Origin of the sequence: uncultured Roseovarius sp., assembly GCF_947259555.1 — a bacterium.
Taxonomy (GTDB): domain Bacteria; phylum Pseudomonadota; class Alphaproteobacteria; order Rhodobacterales; family Rhodobacteraceae; genus Roseovarius.
This window is the reverse complement of record NZ_CAMYMD010000063.1, coordinates 1-15915: the sequence shown is the minus strand read 5'-3', so window position 1 is coordinate 15915 and position 15915 is coordinate 1. Positions and strand designations below refer to the sequence as shown.

Genomic DNA, 15915 nt, shown 5'->3' with positions numbered 1-15915 from the left:
GCGCATCGACGGGCCGCGGTACGGCGATCCAGCATCAGCTTTGTAGCGCTTTATAACAGCCAAGCCCGAAAAACATCCGAACTCTGAGCAGGTTGCAGCCAAATCGCCGTGCCGGGGGGCGGCCCGGCGATGCGCGGCGGGCTTCGCCCTTGATTCCGCGCAGGGGCATAACGGCAAAGGTCCGCTCCAGGCCAAAAGCCCCCCAACCCCCTGTAGTAACCCCTTACTACCCGCCCCCGCGCCCGCGCTGGTAAACTTTCCGGACCAACTGCAACGATCCGGAGGGCATGATGGCCAAAGCCATTCACAGCATGATTCGCGTTCTCGACGAGGCGCGGTCGGTTGATTTCTACAAACGCGCATTCGGGCTCGACGTGGCCGACCGGCTGGATTTCGAGACATTCACCCTCGTCTACATGTCAAACGCCGAAAGCCCCTTCGAGGTGGAACTGACCGTCAACAAGGGCCGCACCGAGCCCTATGACCTGGGCGACGGCTATGGCCATCTGGCCGTTCTGGTCGAGGATCTGGAGGCCGAGCATGCGCGATTCATCGCCGAGGGCCTCAACCCCCGAAAAATCGTCGAATTCGCGCCGGACGGCAAACTCGTGGGCACGTTCTTTTTCGTCGCCGATCCGGACGGCTACGAGATCGAGGTCCTGCAACGCGGCGGGCGCTTCAAATGACAGCACGGGCGCGGCCGGGGAGAGCCGCGCCCGTTTCATTTCATGGGAGGAGAACCAATGACCGAGACCAAAGCCCGACAGGGGCTCTCACGGCGCGACTTGCTCGCGCGATCCATGGCGGCGGGCGCAAGCTTTGTCGTCGGCAGCAGTTTCGTGGCTGGCAGCGATGCGGCCTGGGCGACCGAGATGAACGCGCTCAAGCCGGAGACCTTCGCAACACTGGTGCAGATGGCGCGGGATATCTATCCACATGACCACCTGAGCGACGAATATTACGTCGTTGCGGTCAAGGGATATGACGTGCCCGATGCAGTCGACACGACCGAGGCGGGCATCGAGATGCTGAACGCCGCCGCGCGCGGCAAGGGCCATGCCGATTACCTGAGCGTCGGGTGGGAGCGCGACCGCGTCGATATCCTGCGCGGCATCGAGGACAGTGCGTTCTTTCAGCAGGTGCGCGGCGGTCTGGTGACCGGCCTTTATAACCAAAAGGCGGTCTGGCCGCTGTTTGGCTATGAGGGCGAGTCCTATTCCAAGGGCGGTTACATCAATCGCGGTTTCGACGACATCACCTGGCTCTGAGCCATAGCCAACTGAGGAGGACCCAACTATGGCTGCACCTTTTGATCTGAGCGACGACTCTGTGATCGTCGTCATCGGCACCGGCGCGGGCGGCGGCGTGCTGTCGAACGAGTTGGCGCAACGCGGCGTGTCCGTGGTGGCGCTGGAGGCGGGCGGGCGCTACCTGCCCGAGGATTACGTCAACGACGAATGGGAAAGTTTCGGGCAGCTGGCCTGGCTCGACCCGCGCACCACAAGCGGCGACTGGCGCGTGGCACGGGATTTTTCCGGGCTGCCCGCCTGGATCGTCAAGGCCGTGGGCGGCACCACGACCCATTGGGCGGGCGCCTCGCTGCGCATTCAGGACCATGAGTGGAAGGCCGCGACGAATTATGGCCCGGTGCAGGGCGCCAACCTTCTGGACTGGCCCATCGACGGCGCGGAAATGGCCCCGTGGTACGACAAGGCCGAGAAAAAGCTGGGCGTGACCCGCACCAACGACATGCCCGGTCTGCCCGGCTGCAACAATTACAAGGTGTTCGAGGCCGGGGCGAAAAAGCTGGGCTACACCGAGGTCCATACCGGCCGCATGGCGATCAATTCGGAGGAGAACGACGGGCGCATGGCCTGCCAGCAGACCGGGTTCTGCTTTCAGGGCTGCAAATGGGGCGCGAAATGGTCGGCGGCCTACACCGATATTCCGCGCGGTGAGGCGACGGGCAATCTGGAAGTGCGCGAAAAGGCGCATGTGGCGCGCATCCTGCACGATGACAGTGGCACGGTGACGGGGGTCGAATACTTCGACGCCGACGGCAATCTGCAGATGCAGAAAGCGCGCGCGGTCTGCGTCGCGGGCAACAGTTTCGAGTCGCCCCGCATACTGCTCAATTCCGCCTCAACGATGTTCCCCGACGGGCTTGCCAATTCCTCGGGTCAGGTCGGGCGCAACTACATGCGGCACATGACCGGATCGGTCTACGGCATTTTCGACAAGCCGGTGAAGATGTGGCGCGGCACCACGATGGCGGGCATCATTCAGGACGAGGCGCGGCACGATCCCTCACGCGGGTTTGTCGGCGGCTATGAGTTGGAGACGCTGGCGCTTGGCCTGCCCTTCATGGCGGCGTTTCTCGATCCCGGCGGGTGGGGGCGCGAATTCACCACCGCGCTCGATTCCTACGAGAACATGGCTGGCATGTGGATCGTGGGCGAGGACATGCCGCAGGAGACCAACCGCGTCACTCTCAACCACGCGGTCAAGGACCAGTACGGTCTGCCGGTGGCGAATGTGCATTTCGACGACCACCCCAACGATATCGCGATGCGCAACCACGCCTACACGCAGGGGGCCGCGATCTACGATGCGGTGGGGGCCACGCGCACGCTGCCGACGCCGCCCTATCCGTCGACGCATAACCTCGGGACCAACCGGATGTCGGAAAACCCGCGCGACGGGGTGGTGAACAAATGGGGCCAGACCCATGATATTGCCAACCTCTTTGTCTCGGACGGCTCGCAATTCACCACCGGGGCGGCGGAAAATCCGACGCTGACGATCGTGGCGCTAGCCATCCGGCAGGCCGACCACATCGCGGGTGAGATGTCACGCGGCAACCTCTGAGACGGGGCTGTGCGTTCTCTCCCGGTGCCCTCCTCTCCCCAGGGTGCCGGGGGACAGTATGGGCTGGCTGCGGGGGAGTTGGTCTGTTGCAGACCTTGACGTTTCCGAGATGAGCCGCGCGGTGCCCGACCGTGGGTGGGCGCTGCAACCTTTACGGGGCGCGCTTTATGGCAGCCAAATACTGCAGCGAATGCGCGGGCGCATGACGTTGCAAAAGCGCCCGCCCGGGGGGCGGTCGGGCGCTGCGCGGCGGTGCCTGCGGCACCTTGATTCCGCGCATTGGGGCTGAACGTCAACGCCAGCGACAGGCCAGCATCGCCCTGCCCTACCCTTTCGGCAGATACGGGATCGAGCCTGCCACATCGGTATCGTCGATCACCCAGAAATGCCCCTCGCTGCCGGCCTGCCGGGCCTGTGCGAGCGGCGCATATTCGGCATCCTCGGCAAAGGCGCGCGCCGCATCCGCCGACGGAAACTCGATCAGCGCGATCAGCGTGGTATCCGGCGCTGCGCCCTCGAGCGTCTCGATATTGGCGCTGCGAGACAGGTATCGGCCACCATGTTTGGCGGCGATATCGTGGGTTCTGGCCGCATAGTCCGGCACCCAGGAATCATCGGTAATCTTGACCTGCGCAATCAGATAGGCTGGCATATAGGTACTCCTCCAGTTCAAGGGGCGGGCCTGACACCTGCCCCGACAAAGCCAGAGCCTAGCGGCCAAAGGCAGAATCGGGAAACACAATTGCGTCAACAGGGCCCGCCCGTCCGCAATCCGGAGCCGGCAACAATTTTCCAAGCAATCTGCAATTTTCCTCTTGCAGCCGCGCGCCAGAGTTTATAGATCACGGCTCACCCAAGGACGCGGGCGTAGCTCAGGGGTAGAGCATTACCTTGCCAAGGTAAGGGTCGAGAGTTCGAATCTCTTCGCCCGCTCCATTTTCTCTCTCAGACCAGACAGATATGGGGCGATCCGCCGGGGTGGTCGTGGCCTTCCCTCTTGGCCTGTGGATCAAGCCGCAGTATAGAGCGCCAAAGCATCAGCGGAGGCCCCATGCGCAACGCCACGATCACGCGAAAGACCGCAGAGACCGAGATCACCGTCGAAATCGCCATCGACGGTAGCGGCAGCTATGACAACCAGACCGGTGTCGGCTTTTTCGATCACATGCTGGATCAACTGGCGCGGCATTCGCTGATCGACATGACGGTGCGCTGCACGGGCGATCTGCATATCGACGATCACCACACGGTCGAGGATGTGGGTATCGCGCTTGGGCAGGCGCTGAGCCACGCCATTGGCGACAAGCGCGGCATCCGCCGCTATGGCGCGTGCCTGTTGCCGATGGATGACGCGCTGGTGCGCGCCGCCCTCGATCTGTCGGGGCGGCCCTATCTGGTGTGGAACATGGACCTGCCCACGGCCAAGATCGGCACGTTCGATACGGAACTGGTGCGCGAGTTCTTTCAGGCGTTCAGCACCCATGGCGGCATCACGCTGCATGTCGATGCGCTGCACGGCCTCAACAGCCACCACATGGCCGAGGCGGCATTCAAGGCGGTGGCGCGCAGCTTGCGCGAGGCGCTGGAAAGCGATCCGCGCAAGTCGGATGCGATTCCGTCGACCAAGGGCAGCTTGTAAATTATGACCACCGTCATCGTCGATTACGAGAGCGGCAACCTGCACTCGGCGGAAAAGGCGTTTCAGCGCATGGCGCGCGAGACCGGTGCCGGTGAGGTGGTCGTCACCTCCGACCCTGAGGTGATCCGGCGCGCGGATCGCATCGTGCTGCCCGGCGACGGGGCGTTTCCGGCCTGCCGCACCGAGCTTTACGATCATCGCGGCGTCTTTGAGGCCATCGAGGCGGCGGTGATCGGCGGCGGGCGTCCGTTCATGGGCATCTGCATTGGGATGCAGATGCTGGCGACGCGCGGGATGGAATACGAGGAGACGCCCGGATTTGACTGGATCGGCGGCACGGTCGAGCATATCGCGCCCGCCGATCCGGCATTGAAGGTGCCGCATATGGGCTGGAACGATCTGGTGATCGACCAGCCGCACGCCATTTTCGACGGGATCGAGACCGGCGATCATGCCTATTTCGTGCATTCCTACCATTTCCGGGTGGAGGATCCGGCGCATCTGCTGGCGCATGCCGACTATGGCGCGCCGGTCACCGCCGTTGTCGGGCGCGACACCCTCGTCGGCACGCAATTCCACCCAGAGAAGAGCCAGGCCACCGGGCTGCGCCTGATCGCCAATTTCCTGACCTGGACCCCCTGAATGGCCGCCGACCCGTTGCAGGCCATCCTCGACGGGATCGCGGCCGAGGCGCGCGACGCCTCCGAGCGCGGCAAGGTGGCCGATTACATCCCCGAACTGGCCTGTATCGATCCGGATCAGTTTGCCATCGCTGTCGCCCGGCCCGGACAGCCGACCCTGACAGCGGGCGATGCCGGCGTGGCCTTTTCGATCCAGTCGGTATCCAAGCTCTTCATGCTGGCGCTGGCCCTTGGCCGGCTGGGCGACCGGCTCTGGAACCGCGTCGGGCGCGAGCCGTCGGGGCAGGCGTTCGATTCGATGCTGCTCCTGGAGTTGGAAAAGGGCCGTCCGCGCAACCCGTTCATCAACGCAGGCGCGATCGTCACCACCGATGCCGTGCTCGAAGGGGCGAGCCCGCGCGAGGCGCTTGGCGCGCTGTTGCGGTTCATCCGGGCGGCGGCGGGGGATGAGGCGATCCATATCAATGACCGGGTCGCCGCATCGGAGACGGCGACCGGCCACCGCAATCTGGCGCTGGCGCATTACCTGCGGTCGCATGGCAACCTGAGCAATTCGCCCGAGATGACGCTCGGCACCTATTTCCACCAATGCGCGGTAGAGATGAGTTGCGCGCAACTGGCCGATGCCGGGCGTTTTCTGGTCGGTGGCCCAGGCGTGCCGCGCCTCGTGTCACAGGCCCGGATCCGGCGGATCAACGCGCTGATGATGACCTGCGGGCACTATGACGGGTCGGGCGATTATGCCTTTCGCGTGGGCCTGCCGGGCAAGAGCGGCGTGGGTGGAGGGATCCTCTCGATCGTGCCGGGGGTGGCATCGGTAGCGGTGTGGTCGCCGGGGCTCAATCACTACGGCAATTCCAAGCTGGGAACCGAGGCGATGGAACGGCTGACGGCGCGCACCGGCTGGTCGGTGTTCGGACCGGAGGTGAAGGGCGGCTGAGCGGCGCGGTTTCCGACCTCACGCTGGACGAAGGCAAGACGCCTCACGAGGCCGCACAGGCGCAGGTCAACCGGCTTCTGATAGAGATGCAGCGCAAGCGCGCCCGGCTGGAAGCCGAAGGGGCGCGGCAGTACTGACCAAATCGCCCGAGTCGAGGATACTTGCAGAACGGAATTTTCATGTAGCATGGTTAAGAGGTACAGGCTGGGAAGCCGATGACCGTGAACGGAATGACGGCCTGCCCCTCAAGAAGTAGGCCGTTTTCAATTTGCGCTCAAGTCAAACGTCTCTTCTGCAATGCTTGCAAACTTTTGCATCTTGCTTGATCATTTCCGCACAACTCGGGCACTTCTTCATCCCAGAACTAAGCTGTTTGCTTTCAATTACACGATCATCAGCCCGAATAATAAGCGCATGCGGGAGAGCCACAATGAATAAGGCTGCGCCGTATATCCACCAAAGCATGAAGGACTTGCCTTTTCCCTGAGCGATGGCAGCAGGGATCAGTCCAATTAGTACTGCTATTATAAGAACTTCCATTTAATCTTTCCTTATCCTCCATACTCTCTGCCGCCAGTTGACCATAAATACAAAGTCTCACTGTACGAAAGACGGAAGTAGACATTCGTTTCATCCAAAAAATTTTCCCATCATCATACTGCGGCAAAGCAGGCTGACCCCTCCCATTTCTCGTTCACAGATAGCATCGGCGCTGTCCACGACTCTGGTTTTTCCGACGCGTGCTGTTACAAGAGTTCCGCCCTCTGGTAATGCGCCGATAGGCTGAATCAGAAATACTGTAAGAGAAAAATACGCAAATATGACCGCAGCCATCACTATCCCTACGCAAACAAATATAATCGATTTAGTGGTCATCTTTTCATCCATTCAGCGAGTGCTGACGCGCTAAAGCACTCTGAAGGTACTAAATCTCTTGATTGCCAGCTGGCCTTGTCGCGGATCGGTCTCGCCAAGGTTCAACAGGCACCGGCTTACCGCGCTCCATAGGTAGCCTGACTTCTCGTGTATTTGTCACCGGCATCCGATGAAAGCTGTTCGATGAGCCCATTGCACGAAAATCCCATCATTTCCAAATATTGTTTTGCGGATCGGACCGCCTGAGCATTCCACTCAACTGACAGGCTATTTACAGCTGCTGTAGCGTCGGCAACATTATAGCCATCACCGTATGGAGAGGATAGCTGAGCGATAAGACCAGTTCGAGAAAATCCTGAAAAACTCAGATAATTCTTTGCAGACCTAACGGCGTTTTTCTGCGGGCCGGTTAAGTTTTGAGCTGAAGCTATCGAAGCGCCCAGCATGGCAAATGATAAGACGGCTATCCCCATAAATTTAATCATATCTTTCAACCCTCCGTAACTAAATCTACTTTTAGAATAGCCTCCTTGCACAGCGCAACCTCATAAATTGAAACTGCCTTAAACGCTACCCGACCAAACGCGCCCAGAGCCCACGTTTGGGTGGCCCTCCGGCCTTCTCGCGCTGATTAGTCAACGCGGCCAATGCCTGTCTGTGATCGGCGTTTTGGCGCTTTGCTTGGAAACAGCGCCCGCCCTTCATTGAGCGCCGCGCCATAGGCCAGCCAGCCAGATCGCCTTCGCGCTACGCAAGAAAGCCTGAACTCCGCCTATCGGTATCGCCGCCCGCACGGGGCTGAGCAATGGGGCCGGCTGATTCCGTTGCGCCTTGGCAACACACTTCCCGCTGGGAGCTGTTGCCCCAGATATTTATCCCAAGCCAAAATCCACCATGGCCGCTTAGTGGAGTTAAAGCTAAGTATCTACTTTCTTGTGGATTTTTGGCTCCGGCGGTAGGGATCGAACCTACGACCAATTGATTAACAGTCAACTGCTCTACCGCTGAGCTACGCCGGAACACTTGGGCCGTATAGCAATCGGATTTGGTGAGGTCCAGAGCCTTTGTGACAAAAAAATCATCGCTCGCGTCCGTTTCTGCAATTCAATGTGAACACGGCATCCGTCGACAGGCGGCCTTGTGGAGTGGCACGGGATTTTTCTTCCAGGTCAATGAGATGGGCCAGAACATTTCGGCTGGCTGCTGGCAGGAGAGAGGCAGGTGTGTCGGTGTAGAGGCGGTCTGCGATCTGCGTGGCGGTTTGCGGGCCTTGACGAAGTATGTCCAGAATCGCCTGTTCGCGTTTCCGCCGATGGGAGATCAACCAATCGAGGCGATCGGCCGGCGTGGTGATCGGCGCTCCATGGCCGGGCAGAAAGCGTGTCGCGCCGAGAGTTTGCAACCGCGCGCAGGAGGTCATGAATTGTGACAGGTCGCCATCGGGCGGCGAGACCAGCGAGCTGGCCCATCCCATCACAAGATCGCCTGTGAGCACCGTGTCCCCGACCGCGAAACACATGTGATTGCCAAAATGGCCGGGCGTCCAATAGGCGGTGACACGCCAAGTCTCGCCCTCGATCGTTTCGCCGTCGGACAACGCACGGTCGGGGACAAAGTCGTGATCCACGCCTTCGCCACCACCGATCAGGCCCGTCCCGGATAGTGCGGCCATGACCGGGCTGCGACCGGCATAGGCATCGCCAAATGCCAGCACTGGTGCGCCTGTCCGTTCTGCCAGGCGGGCCGCAAGAGGCGAATGATCGAGATGTGCATGGGTGACGAAGATGTGGCTGATGCCCTGCCCCGGCTTGACCGCACGCAGGATGGCCTCGAGATGCGCGGCGTCATCCGGGCCGGGGTCGATGACGGCCAACTGCCGGTCGCCGAGAATATAGCTGTTGGTCCCCCAGAATGTCATGGGGGACGGGTTGGGGGCAAGAATACGGCGCAGACCATCGCCCATATCCTCGGCCACGCCGACGGGCGGCATTTCTCCCTGATCCAGTTGCATGGCTCTTCCTTCCCGACCTGCCCGACGTTAGGTTTAACCATGTCGTTTCGCTGGCTCAAACCCTATATCCCCCGGAGCCTCTATGGCCGCGCGGTGCTCATCCTGCTGACGCCGGTCATCACGCTGTTGCTGGTGGTTTCTGTGGTGTTCATCCAACGCCATTACGAAGGCGTCACGCAACAGATGACCGAGACGGTTAGCCGCGAGGTCCGCGCCATTCTCGCGATGCGGGGAGATGGCGGGCCGGCCGCCACGGATGCCGGCGTCGACTCGATTCTGAAAATTGCCCAGAGGGCTGTTTCACCGGCGGCCGTGCCGGAGGAGGATTCGCGGCTTTGGTACGATTTTTCCGGTATTGTCGTGACACGCGAGTTCAAGGCCACCTTCCCGAACCTTGCACGGGTCGATCTCTCGAATGACAACCTCGTCCGCTTGTTCTTTCAAACGCAGGATGAGTGGATAGAGATGGTGTTCGACCGCCGCAGGGTTTCGGCGCGCCAACCGCACCAACTGCTTGTCAACATGGTCGTCTTTGGCGCATTGATGACGATCATCTCCTATTTGTATCTGCGCAAGCAATTGCGACCGATCACCCGTCTGGCCCAGGCGGCCGAGGCGTTTGGGCGTGGGCGGCACATGCCCTACAAGCCGGCTGGTGCCGTCGAGGTGCGCGCAGCGGGCAATGCTTTTCTCGATATGCGCGCGCGAATTGAGCGGCAGATCGAACAGCGCACACTGATGCTGTCGGGCGTCAGTCACGATCTGCGCACGCCACTCACGCGCCTGCGACTGAGCCTCGCGATGCTAGACGATGAAGAGGCGGACCCGATGCGCCGTGACGTGGCTGACATGGAGCGCCTGCTCGATGTCTTTCTGGCCTTTGTGCGCGACGCGCAGGAGGGGGATGCCGAGCTTGTGGACCCGATCTCGCTTGTACGCCGGATTGTCGAGGATTCGCAGCGCGCGCAGGTGTCCGTGAGCCTGGTCGAAGCGGAGGGCGCAGGCCGGATCGTTTTACGGCCTGACAATATCCGGCGGGCCGTCGAGAACCTGATCAACAATGCTGTGCGTTACGGCACGCGCGCCGAGGTTTCGGTCACGCTGAGCGAGAAATCGCTACGTATCCGGGTCGAGGATGACGGTCCGGGCATTCCCGAGGACAGCAGAGAGGACGCGGTGCGTCCCTTCACCCGGCTGGAGCCGGCACGCAATCAGAACCGCGGTACCGGCGTGGGGTTGGGCCTGTCGATCGTGTTCGATGTGGCGCGCGCGCATGGCGGAACGCTGCGCTTGGCCGAGAGCAGCCGGTTGGGCGGTTTGTGTGCCGATATCGTGATTGCCCGCTAAAGCCTTTTGTCCAGACTTTGAGAGCTTGTCGTCCGCGTTAACGCGGGTTCCGGCTATCGCTGCGCAAAACGAGCCATCTTAGCAAAAGCGGCAGCACCAGGCGCCCTGCCGACAATCGGTCAGGCGCTGGCAAAATCCGCGGCAATGCGTAACTCGCGCAGGGGTCTCACGCGCGCTATGCAGTCCGTATAGATCGGATGCGCCTTGTAGGCCGCAAGCGCGTCTTCATCGGCAAACTCGCCATACACCACCAGATCGACCCGCTCTTGCGAGATCGAATCGCTTTGCAGGTTGCGCCCTACTTCGAAATGGCTCGAATGGGGGATTTCAGCGAGCATCATCAGACCCTCGCGGATGCGCTCGATATCAGCCGGATCGGCGGCAGAGAAAAAAACGATATGGCGGATCATGTCCTAGTCTTTCGAACGAGAGGCTTTTTCAGAGAGGCCTGAGGTGCCCTGTCGGCGCGCCAGTTCGGCCATCACGTCATCTAGCGCGACACCGCGCGATTGCAGCATGACCAGCAGGTGAAAGAACACATCCGCCGCCTCGGAGGTCAGGCGCGCGCGGTCGCCCTTCACTGCCTCGATGATTGCCTCGACGGCCTCTTCGCCGAATTTCTCGGCGCATTTCTCGGGGCCCTTGGCGAGCAATTTTGCCGTCCAGCTGCTGTCGGGATCGGCGCTCGCGCGGGCGGCGATGATGCGGGCGAGATCGTCTAGCGTCATGCCGCCACCCGCATCGGAATGCCCGCGGCGGCCATATGCGCCTTGGCCTCGGCAATGGTGTAGGTGCCGAAATGAAAGATCGAGGCGGCAAGCACCGCCGAGGCATGGCCCTCGGTCACACCCTCGACAAGGTGGTCGAGTGTGCCGACGCCACCGCTCGCGATCACCGGAACATCCACCGCATCGGCGATGGCGCGGGTGAGCGGGATGTTGAACCCCGCCTTGGTGCCGTCGCGGTCCATCGAGGTAAGCAGGATCTCGCCCGCGCCTTTCGCGGCCACAAGCCGCGCGAACTCCACCGCGTCGATGCCGGTGGGCTTGCGCCCGCCATGGGTGAAAATCTCCCACTTACCGGAGCTGACGGTCTTGGCGTCGATCGCCACCACGACGCACTGGCTGCCGAACCGGTCGGCGGCGCGGGCCACAACATCCGGGTCGGCCACGGCGGCGGAGTTGAAGCTGACCTTGTCCGCCCCTGCCAGCAGCAGCGCGCGCACATCTTCTGGCGTGCGCACGCCGCCGCCCACGGTCAGCGGGACAAAGCATTGCTCGGCGGTGCGGCGCACCACGTCGAACATGGTGCCCCTGTTCTCGTGCGTGGCGTGAATGTCGAGAAAACACAGCTCATCCGCCCCCGCCGCATCATAGGCGCGTGCGGCATCGACCGGATCGCCCGCGTCGCGCAGATCGACGAAATTCACGCCCTTGACCACGCGGCCATCGGCGACATCGAGACAGGGAATGATACGGGTCTTGAGCATATTGTCGCTGTTACAGGAATTTCACGGCGTTGTTTATGGGCATTCCGGCCAAGATGCCAGAGGATGCGGGCATTATCTGTTTATGAATCGAGGGAGTTTACCATGAAGCGTTTTCTTGCCGCAGCGGCGATCACATTGGCCGGCTTGCCTGCCTTGGCCAGCAATGACGATATCGTCAAGGTCAAGTCCTCCGGCGATGTGGCCACCACCATGGACCGGCTTGAGGCGGCCGTGACGGGCGCCGGGGCCAATGTCTTTGCCCGCGTCGATCATGCCGCAGGTGCGGCTTCGGTGGATATGGATCTGGCCCCGACGCAGGTGCTGATCTTCGGCAACCCCAAGATCGGCACGCAGGCGATGCAGGACGACCCGGTGGCGGGGCTGTTCCTGCCGATGAAAGTGCTGGTCTATCAGGATGGCGCGGGCCAGACGTGGCTCGCCTATGAGGACCCCAAGGAAATGTTCGACGATCTCTCGATTTCGGACGATGCAGAGTACCTCAAGATGATGAGTGGCGCGCTCGGCAAGCTGACGGGTAAAGCGGCGGGGCAGTGAGGCGCGGCCACGATACACGCCGCCATTGCCCGGCCTGACCGGGCAATCTCGTTGCAGACCCATGTCTGGCGAGAGATGCCCCGGTCAGGCCGGGGCATGACACAGGGATCTTGGCGGGCGTCAGTCGCGCAGCGCGGCAAGCGCTGCCTTGAGGTCAAGCGCGCCGTCATAGAGCGCGCGGCCCGAAATCGCACCGTTCAGCGATGCGCCGCAATCGCGCAGCGCGATCAGGTCGCCCAGCGACGACACCCCGCCCGAGGCGATGACGGGGATTGAGACGGCGCGGGCGAGCGCCGCCGTGGCCTCGACATTCGGCCCCTGCATCGCGCCGTCGCGGTTGATGTCGGTATAGATGATCGCGGCCACGCCTGCGTCCTCAAACGATTTCGCGAGGTCCGTGGCATCCACATCCGTCTCCTCGGCCCAGCCCTTGGTCGCCACGAGGCCATTGCGCGCGTCGATGCCCACCGCCACCTGACCGGGAAAGGCGCGCGCGGCCTCGCGCACCAGCGCCGGGTTCTCCACCGCCACGGTGCCCAGGATCACCCGCGCCAGCCCCTTGGAGAGCCACGCCTCGATGGTCGCCATGTCGCGGATGCCGCCGCCCAGCTGTGCGGGCACCTTGCAGCGTTTCAGGATGGCCTCGACCGGGGCGGCATTGACCGGCGCACCGGCAAAGGCGCCGTTGAGATCGACCAGATGCAGCCAGTCGCAGCCCGCCTCGACGAATTCCATTGCCTGCGCCGCCGGGTCGTCGTTGAACACGGTGGCAGCCCCCATGTCGCCGCGCAGCAGGCGCACGGCACGGCCGTCCTTGAGGTCGATGGCGGGGTAAAGGATCATGGGCCGGACTCCGTGCAGGCTGTGACGCGTGCCCTTTGGCATGCGCCCGCGCGAAATGCAACGCGACCCGACGTCAGACTTGATTTGGCATAGCGGGATGGCTCAGGCTCCGCAGCATATCTCAGGGAGGACACAAGATGCGTAAACTTATGACGATAACTACGGCGCTGAGCCTATGCAGCGGCATGGCGATGGCAGAGCCGCTTTTGGGAACGTGGCAGACCGCCAAGGATGACAACGGAAATTCCGGGCTGATTGAGGTCAAGCCCTGCGGCAATGCGCTCTGCGGTGAGCTGGTGAAATCCTTTGACGCCAATGGTCAGGAAATGGCGAGCGACAATATCGGGCGCAACATCATTTCCGAGACCGTGCCCGTGGGGAACGGCGAATACGAGGGCAAGGTCTATTCACCGGATCGCGACAAGACCTACAATTCCAAGCTGGTGCTGGAGGGCGACCGGCTGAGCGTAAGCGGATGCGTCATGTTCATCTGCCGCGACGGCGGAACCTGGCGGAAGGTAAAGTAGCATGGCGGCCCCCGACCGGTTTCGTCGGGGGCGCGGCTGCGGTAAACTCTGGCCATGATAGACAACGCCCTGCCCGACGCCGCCCCGGCCGCCGCCATCCTCGAAGCCGCGCTCTACGCCGATGATCTGGATGCGGCGGAGCGGTTCTACGAGGATGTGCTGGGGCTCGAACGGATCGTGCGGGTGGCGGACCGGCACGTGTTCTTTCGCGTCGGCGACGGCGTGCTCTTGATCTTCAACCCCGACGAGACATGCAAGCCGCCGGGCAACCCGGAGCTGCCGGTGCCGCCCCACGGCGCACAGGGGCCGGGGCATTTCTGCTTCGCGGTGGCGGGCACGGCACTCGACGACTGGTGCGCTCGGCTGGACGCGGCCGGGGTGGAAATCGAGGCGGATTTTCGCTGGCCAACCGGCGCGCGCTCGATCTATTTCCGCGATCCGGCAGGGAATTCACTGGAGATGGCAGAGCCAAGGTTGTGGGCGCGGTAGGCCGTCAGGCGGGCGGATCTTTGGCAACGGATAAAAGCGGCGCGAGAGCATGCATGGCTGATCTTCGCCTCGAACTGCCCTTGAGGTGAACCGCCTGTCGCGCAGGGAACGGCACCCGAAAGGCAACTCCGAGCCAAAAACTGTCGCCGATTCGCGCCGCTTCGGCCTGCGCGCTTGACTTCCACGGCCCACACCGCCATATCCATCGCAACCGACGTTTCCTGCCGCGTGAGCAGCACGGCCCTGAAACGGGCCATTCTTATGAAATGTCGCGGACCTGTTCCCAAAATCACGCGTGGGGCCAAACACCTGTCGGAAGGCGGGGGCAATCGGCCCTTTGTCTTGGCCCGTCAGGTGCAACCACGACGACCGGGCGGCGATCTATGCCGTCTGCACCGGGCTTTGGGCAGATGTCCTGGCCCCCGAAAGGATACGATTTGAACCTCTTTGACGAAATGGGCCTGCCCCAATCGCTCACCCGCAAGCTGGCCGCGACCGGCATCACCGAACCCACCCCGATCCAGACCCATGCCATCCCGTATGCGATGAACGGCCATGATGTGCTGGGCCTCGCGCAGACCGGCACCGGCAAGACCATGGCCTTTGGCCTGCCGCTCATTACCGCGCTGATGGAGGCGCCGGGCAAACCCGCGCCCAAGACGATCCGCAGCCTGATCCTGGCCCCCACCCGCGAATTGGCCGGGCAGATCCGCGACGCACTCTTGCCGCTGGTCAAGGACAGCCCGATCAAGATCAACCTCGTGGTCGGCGGGGCCTCGATCAATCCGCAGATCAAGCGGCTGGATCAGGGCACGGATATTCTGGTGGCGACGCCGGGCCGGTTGCTCGACCTGATCGACCGGCGTGCCGTGCGGCTTGATACGGCGCACTTTCTGGTGCTCGACGAGGCCGATCAGATGCTCGATCTGGGCTTTATCCATGCGCTGCGCCGGATCGCCGGGCTGCTTGCGTCCGAGCGTCAGACGATGCTGTTTTCGGCGACCATGCCCAAGCAGATGGAAGAGATTGCAGGCAGCTATCTGACCCACCCCAAGCGGGTGCAGGTCAGCCCCCCGGGCAAGGCCGCCGACAAGGTCACCCAAGAGGTGCATTTCATCGCCAAGGCGTCGAAACCCGATCTGCTGATCGAGCTTCTGGGCAAGCACAAGGGCGAGCTGGCGCTGGTTTTCGGCCGCACCAAGCATGGCTCTGACAAGCTGGCCAAGCGGCTGGAACAGGCCGGATTCTCGGTCGCCGCGATCCATGGCAACAAGAGCCAGGGCCAGCGCGAACGGGCCTTGAAGGCGTTCCGCGACGGTCAGGTCAAGGTGCTGGTGGCCACCGATGTGGCGGCGCGCGGCCTTGATATTCCCGATGTGAAGCACGTCTACAATTTCGAGTTGCCGAACGTGCCCGACAACTATGTCCACCGCATCGGGCGCACCGCGCGGGCGGGCAAGGACGGGGCGGCGATTGCCTTTTGCGCGCCGGACGAGATGGGCGAGCTGAAGGATATCCAGAAGGTGCTGGGCACCACCATCCCGGTGGCCTCGGGCCGTCCGTGGGAAGTGCTGCCCGATCCCAAGGAGAAAAAACCGCAGGGCCGTGGCGGCCCGCGTCGTCGCGGTGGCGGCGGCGGTGGCTTTGGCGGCGGGGCCGCGCAGGGCAAACCCGGTGGCGGTCGGCGTCG

Annotated in this window: 20 protein-coding genes and 2 tRNA genes; 12 read left to right on the top strand and 10 right to left on the bottom strand. The window is 62.5% G+C overall.

What is annotated here, in order from left to right:
- Positions 1-290: 290 nt before the first annotated feature.
- From Q0X85_RS10565 to Q0X85_RS10555, 3 genes are read left to right on the top strand one after another with little or no spacing between them, the layout of a single operon-like run.
- Positions 291-686, top strand: coding sequence for a VOC family protein (locus Q0X85_RS10565; protein WP_297771877.1), 396 nt, complete (start codon positions 291-293; stop codon positions 684-686).
- Positions 687-743: 57 nt separating this feature from the next.
- Entirely contained in the window at positions 744-1268 is a 525-nt protein-coding gene (locus Q0X85_RS10560) for a Twin-arginine translocation pathway signal (protein WP_297771875.1), read from the top strand.
- A gap of 28 nt (positions 1269-1296) precedes the next feature.
- Positions 1297-2868, top strand: coding sequence for a GMC family oxidoreductase (locus tag Q0X85_RS10555; protein ID WP_297771873.1), 1572 nt, complete (start codon positions 1297-1299; stop codon positions 2866-2868).
- Positions 2869-3193: 325 nt separating this feature from the next.
- Here Q0X85_RS10555 and Q0X85_RS10550 read toward each other — a convergent pair whose 3' ends face one another.
- Positions 3194-3520 carry a DUF1330 domain-containing protein gene (locus Q0X85_RS10550; protein ID WP_297771871.1) on the bottom strand — a complete coding sequence of 109 codons (327 nt, stop codon included), beginning with the start codon at positions 3518-3520 and terminating at the stop codon, positions 3194-3196.
- 209 nt (positions 3521-3729) lie between these two features.
- Between Q0X85_RS10550 and Q0X85_RS10545 the strand changes: the two genes are divergently transcribed.
- From Q0X85_RS10545 to Q0X85_RS10530, 4 genes are all read left to right on the top strand, one after another.
- Positions 3730-3804, top strand: a tRNA-Gly gene (locus Q0X85_RS10545).
- Positions 3805-3919: 115 nt separating this feature from the next.
- Positions 3920-4507, top strand: a complete 588-nt coding sequence (hisB, locus tag Q0X85_RS10540) for an imidazoleglycerol-phosphate dehydratase HisB (protein WP_297771868.1) — start codon at positions 3920-3922, stop codon at positions 4505-4507.
- Positions 4508-4510: 3 nt separating this feature from the next.
- Positions 4511-5149, top strand: coding sequence for an imidazole glycerol phosphate synthase subunit HisH (hisH, locus tag Q0X85_RS10535; protein ID WP_297771866.1), 639 nt, complete (start codon positions 4511-4513; stop codon positions 5147-5149).
- Positions 5150-6088 carry a glutaminase gene (locus Q0X85_RS10530; RefSeq protein ID WP_297771864.1) on the top strand — a complete coding sequence of 313 codons (939 nt, stop codon included), beginning with the start codon at positions 5150-5152 and terminating at the stop codon, positions 6086-6088. It abuts the gene before it with no gap.
- Between the two features lie 279 nt (positions 6089-6367).
- On the opposite strand, the gene Q0X85_RS10525 is transcribed toward Q0X85_RS10530, so the two are convergent.
- The 5 genes from Q0X85_RS10525 to Q0X85_RS10505 form a co-directional block, all read right to left on the bottom strand.
- Positions 6368-6628 carry a hypothetical protein gene (locus Q0X85_RS10525; protein WP_297771862.1) on the bottom strand — a complete coding sequence of 87 codons (261 nt, stop codon included), beginning with the start codon at positions 6626-6628 and terminating at the stop codon, positions 6368-6370.
- A gap of 90 nt (positions 6629-6718) precedes the next feature.
- The gene (locus Q0X85_RS10520; protein ID WP_297771860.1) at positions 6719-6964 is read right to left on the bottom strand and encodes a hypothetical protein; all 246 of its coding nucleotides are present in this window, start codon (positions 6962-6964) and stop codon (positions 6719-6721) included.
- Between the two features lie 116 nt (positions 6965-7080).
- The gene (locus Q0X85_RS10515; RefSeq protein WP_297771920.1) at positions 7081-7449 is read right to left on the bottom strand and encodes an Ltp family lipoprotein; all 369 of its coding nucleotides are present in this window, start codon (positions 7447-7449) and stop codon (positions 7081-7083) included.
- A gap of 459 nt (positions 7450-7908) precedes the next feature.
- Positions 7909-7983: transfer RNA gene (locus Q0X85_RS10510), tRNA-Asn, on the bottom strand.
- A 59-nt stretch (positions 7984-8042) separates the two neighbouring features.
- Complete coding sequence (locus Q0X85_RS10505; RefSeq protein ID WP_297771858.1) at positions 8043-8975, bottom strand: MBL fold metallo-hydrolase; 933 nt, start codon at positions 8973-8975, stop codon at positions 8043-8045.
- A gap of 39 nt (positions 8976-9014) precedes the next feature.
- On the opposite strand from Q0X85_RS10505, the gene Q0X85_RS10500 reads away from it, so the two are divergent.
- The gene (locus tag Q0X85_RS10500; RefSeq protein ID WP_297771856.1) at positions 9015-10322 is read left to right on the top strand and encodes an ATP-binding protein; all 1308 of its coding nucleotides are present in this window, start codon (positions 9015-9017) and stop codon (positions 10320-10322) included.
- Positions 10323-10441: 119 nt separating this feature from the next.
- Here Q0X85_RS10500 and Q0X85_RS10495 read toward each other — a convergent pair whose 3' ends face one another.
- Genes Q0X85_RS10495 through hisF form a run of 3 tightly spaced genes read right to left on the bottom strand, consistent with a single transcriptional unit; the run spans position 10442 to position 11811 of the window.
- A complete protein-coding gene (locus Q0X85_RS10495; protein ID WP_297771855.1) occupies positions 10442-10732 on the bottom strand; it encodes a Dabb family protein in 291 nt (96 codons plus the stop codon).
- 3 nt (positions 10733-10735) lie between these two features.
- Positions 10736-11050: a phosphoribosyl-ATP diphosphatase gene (locus Q0X85_RS10490; RefSeq protein WP_297771853.1), complete on the bottom strand. Its 315-nt coding sequence runs from the start codon at positions 11048-11050 to the stop codon at positions 10736-10738.
- Positions 11047-11811 carry an imidazole glycerol phosphate synthase subunit HisF gene (hisF, locus tag Q0X85_RS10485; protein ID WP_297771851.1) on the bottom strand — a complete coding sequence of 255 codons (765 nt, stop codon included), beginning with the start codon at positions 11809-11811 and terminating at the stop codon, positions 11047-11049. Before hisF ends, Q0X85_RS10490 begins: the two co-directional genes overlap by 4 nt.
- Positions 11812-11913: 102 nt before the next feature.
- On the opposite strand from hisF, the gene Q0X85_RS10480 reads away from it, so the two are divergent.
- Positions 11914-12366 carry a DUF302 domain-containing protein gene (locus Q0X85_RS10480; RefSeq protein ID WP_297771850.1) on the top strand — a complete coding sequence of 151 codons (453 nt, stop codon included), beginning with the start codon at positions 11914-11916 and terminating at the stop codon, positions 12364-12366.
- A 120-nt stretch (positions 12367-12486) separates the two neighbouring features.
- Here Q0X85_RS10480 and hisA read toward each other — a convergent pair whose 3' ends face one another.
- A complete protein-coding gene (hisA, locus tag Q0X85_RS10475) occupies positions 12487-13209 on the bottom strand; it encodes a 1-(5-phosphoribosyl)-5-[(5-phosphoribosylamino)methylideneamino]imidazole-4-carboxamide isomerase (protein WP_297771849.1) in 723 nt (240 codons plus the stop codon).
- A gap of 137 nt (positions 13210-13346) precedes the next feature.
- On the opposite strand from hisA, the gene Q0X85_RS10470 reads away from it, so the two are divergent.
- From Q0X85_RS10470 to Q0X85_RS10460, 3 genes are all read left to right on the top strand, one after another.
- Complete coding sequence (locus Q0X85_RS10470; RefSeq protein ID WP_297771847.1) at positions 13347-13736, top strand: DUF2147 domain-containing protein; 390 nt, start codon at positions 13347-13349, stop codon at positions 13734-13736.
- A gap of 54 nt (positions 13737-13790) precedes the next feature.
- Complete coding sequence (locus Q0X85_RS10465; protein WP_297771845.1) at positions 13791-14225, top strand: VOC family protein; 435 nt, start codon at positions 13791-13793, stop codon at positions 14223-14225.
- 455 nt (positions 14226-14680) lie between these two features.
- The coding region (locus tag Q0X85_RS10460; protein WP_297771918.1) for a DEAD/DEAH box helicase at positions 14681-15915 on the top strand (1235 nt) is incomplete at its 3' end.

What these genes read in the sequence shown, in the direction of transcription:
- Q0X85_RS10565 (WP_297771877.1), top strand. Translation starts at nt 291, where the DNA reads ATGGCCAAAGCCATTCACAGCATGATTCGCGTTCTCGACGAGGCGCGG.
- Q0X85_RS10560 (WP_297771875.1), top strand. Translation starts at nt 744, where the DNA reads ATGACCGAGACCAAAGCCCGACAGGGGCTCTCACGGCGCGACTTGCTC.
- Q0X85_RS10555 (WP_297771873.1), top strand. Translation starts at nt 1,297, where the DNA reads ATGGCTGCACCTTTTGATCTGAGCGACGACTCTGTGATCGTCGTCATC.
- Q0X85_RS10550 (WP_297771871.1), bottom strand. Translation starts at nt 3,520, where the DNA reads ATGCCAGCCTATCTGATTGCGCAGGTCAAGATTACCGATGATTCCTGG.
- hisB (WP_297771868.1), top strand. Translation starts at nt 3,920, where the DNA reads ATGCGCAACGCCACGATCACGCGAAAGACCGCAGAGACCGAGATCACC.
- hisH (WP_297771866.1), top strand. Translation starts at nt 4,511, where the DNA reads ATGACCACCGTCATCGTCGATTACGAGAGCGGCAACCTGCACTCGGCG.
- Q0X85_RS10530 (WP_297771864.1), top strand. Translation starts at nt 5,150, where the DNA reads ATGGCCGCCGACCCGTTGCAGGCCATCCTCGACGGGATCGCGGCCGAG.
- Q0X85_RS10525 (WP_297771862.1), bottom strand. Translation starts at nt 6,628, where the DNA reads ATGGAAGTTCTTATAATAGCAGTACTAATTGGACTGATCCCTGCTGCC.
- Q0X85_RS10520 (WP_297771860.1), bottom strand. Translation starts at nt 6,964, where the DNA reads ATGACCACTAAATCGATTATATTTGTTTGCGTAGGGATAGTGATGGCT.
- Q0X85_RS10515 (WP_297771920.1), bottom strand. Translation starts at nt 7,449, where the DNA reads ATGATTAAATTTATGGGGATAGCCGTCTTATCATTTGCCATGCTGGGC.
- Q0X85_RS10505 (WP_297771858.1), bottom strand. Translation starts at nt 8,975, where the DNA reads ATGCAACTGGATCAGGGAGAAATGCCGCCCGTCGGCGTGGCCGAGGAT.
- Q0X85_RS10500 (WP_297771856.1), top strand. Translation starts at nt 9,015, where the DNA reads ATGTCGTTTCGCTGGCTCAAACCCTATATCCCCCGGAGCCTCTATGGC.
- Q0X85_RS10495 (WP_297771855.1), bottom strand. Translation starts at nt 10,732, where the DNA reads ATGATCCGCCATATCGTTTTTTTCTCTGCCGCCGATCCGGCTGATATC.
- Q0X85_RS10490 (WP_297771853.1), bottom strand. Translation starts at nt 11,050, where the DNA reads ATGACGCTAGACGATCTCGCCCGCATCATCGCCGCCCGCGCGAGCGCC.
- hisF (WP_297771851.1), bottom strand. Translation starts at nt 11,811, where the DNA reads ATGCTCAAGACCCGTATCATTCCCTGTCTCGATGTCGCCGATGGCCGC.
- Q0X85_RS10480 (WP_297771850.1), top strand. Translation starts at nt 11,914, where the DNA reads ATGAAGCGTTTTCTTGCCGCAGCGGCGATCACATTGGCCGGCTTGCCT.
- hisA (WP_297771849.1), bottom strand. Translation starts at nt 13,209, where the DNA reads ATGATCCTTTACCCCGCCATCGACCTCAAGGACGGCCGTGCCGTGCGC.
- Q0X85_RS10470 (WP_297771847.1), top strand. Translation starts at nt 13,347, where the DNA reads ATGCGTAAACTTATGACGATAACTACGGCGCTGAGCCTATGCAGCGGC.
- Q0X85_RS10465 (WP_297771845.1), top strand. Translation starts at nt 13,791, where the DNA reads ATGATAGACAACGCCCTGCCCGACGCCGCCCCGGCCGCCGCCATCCTC.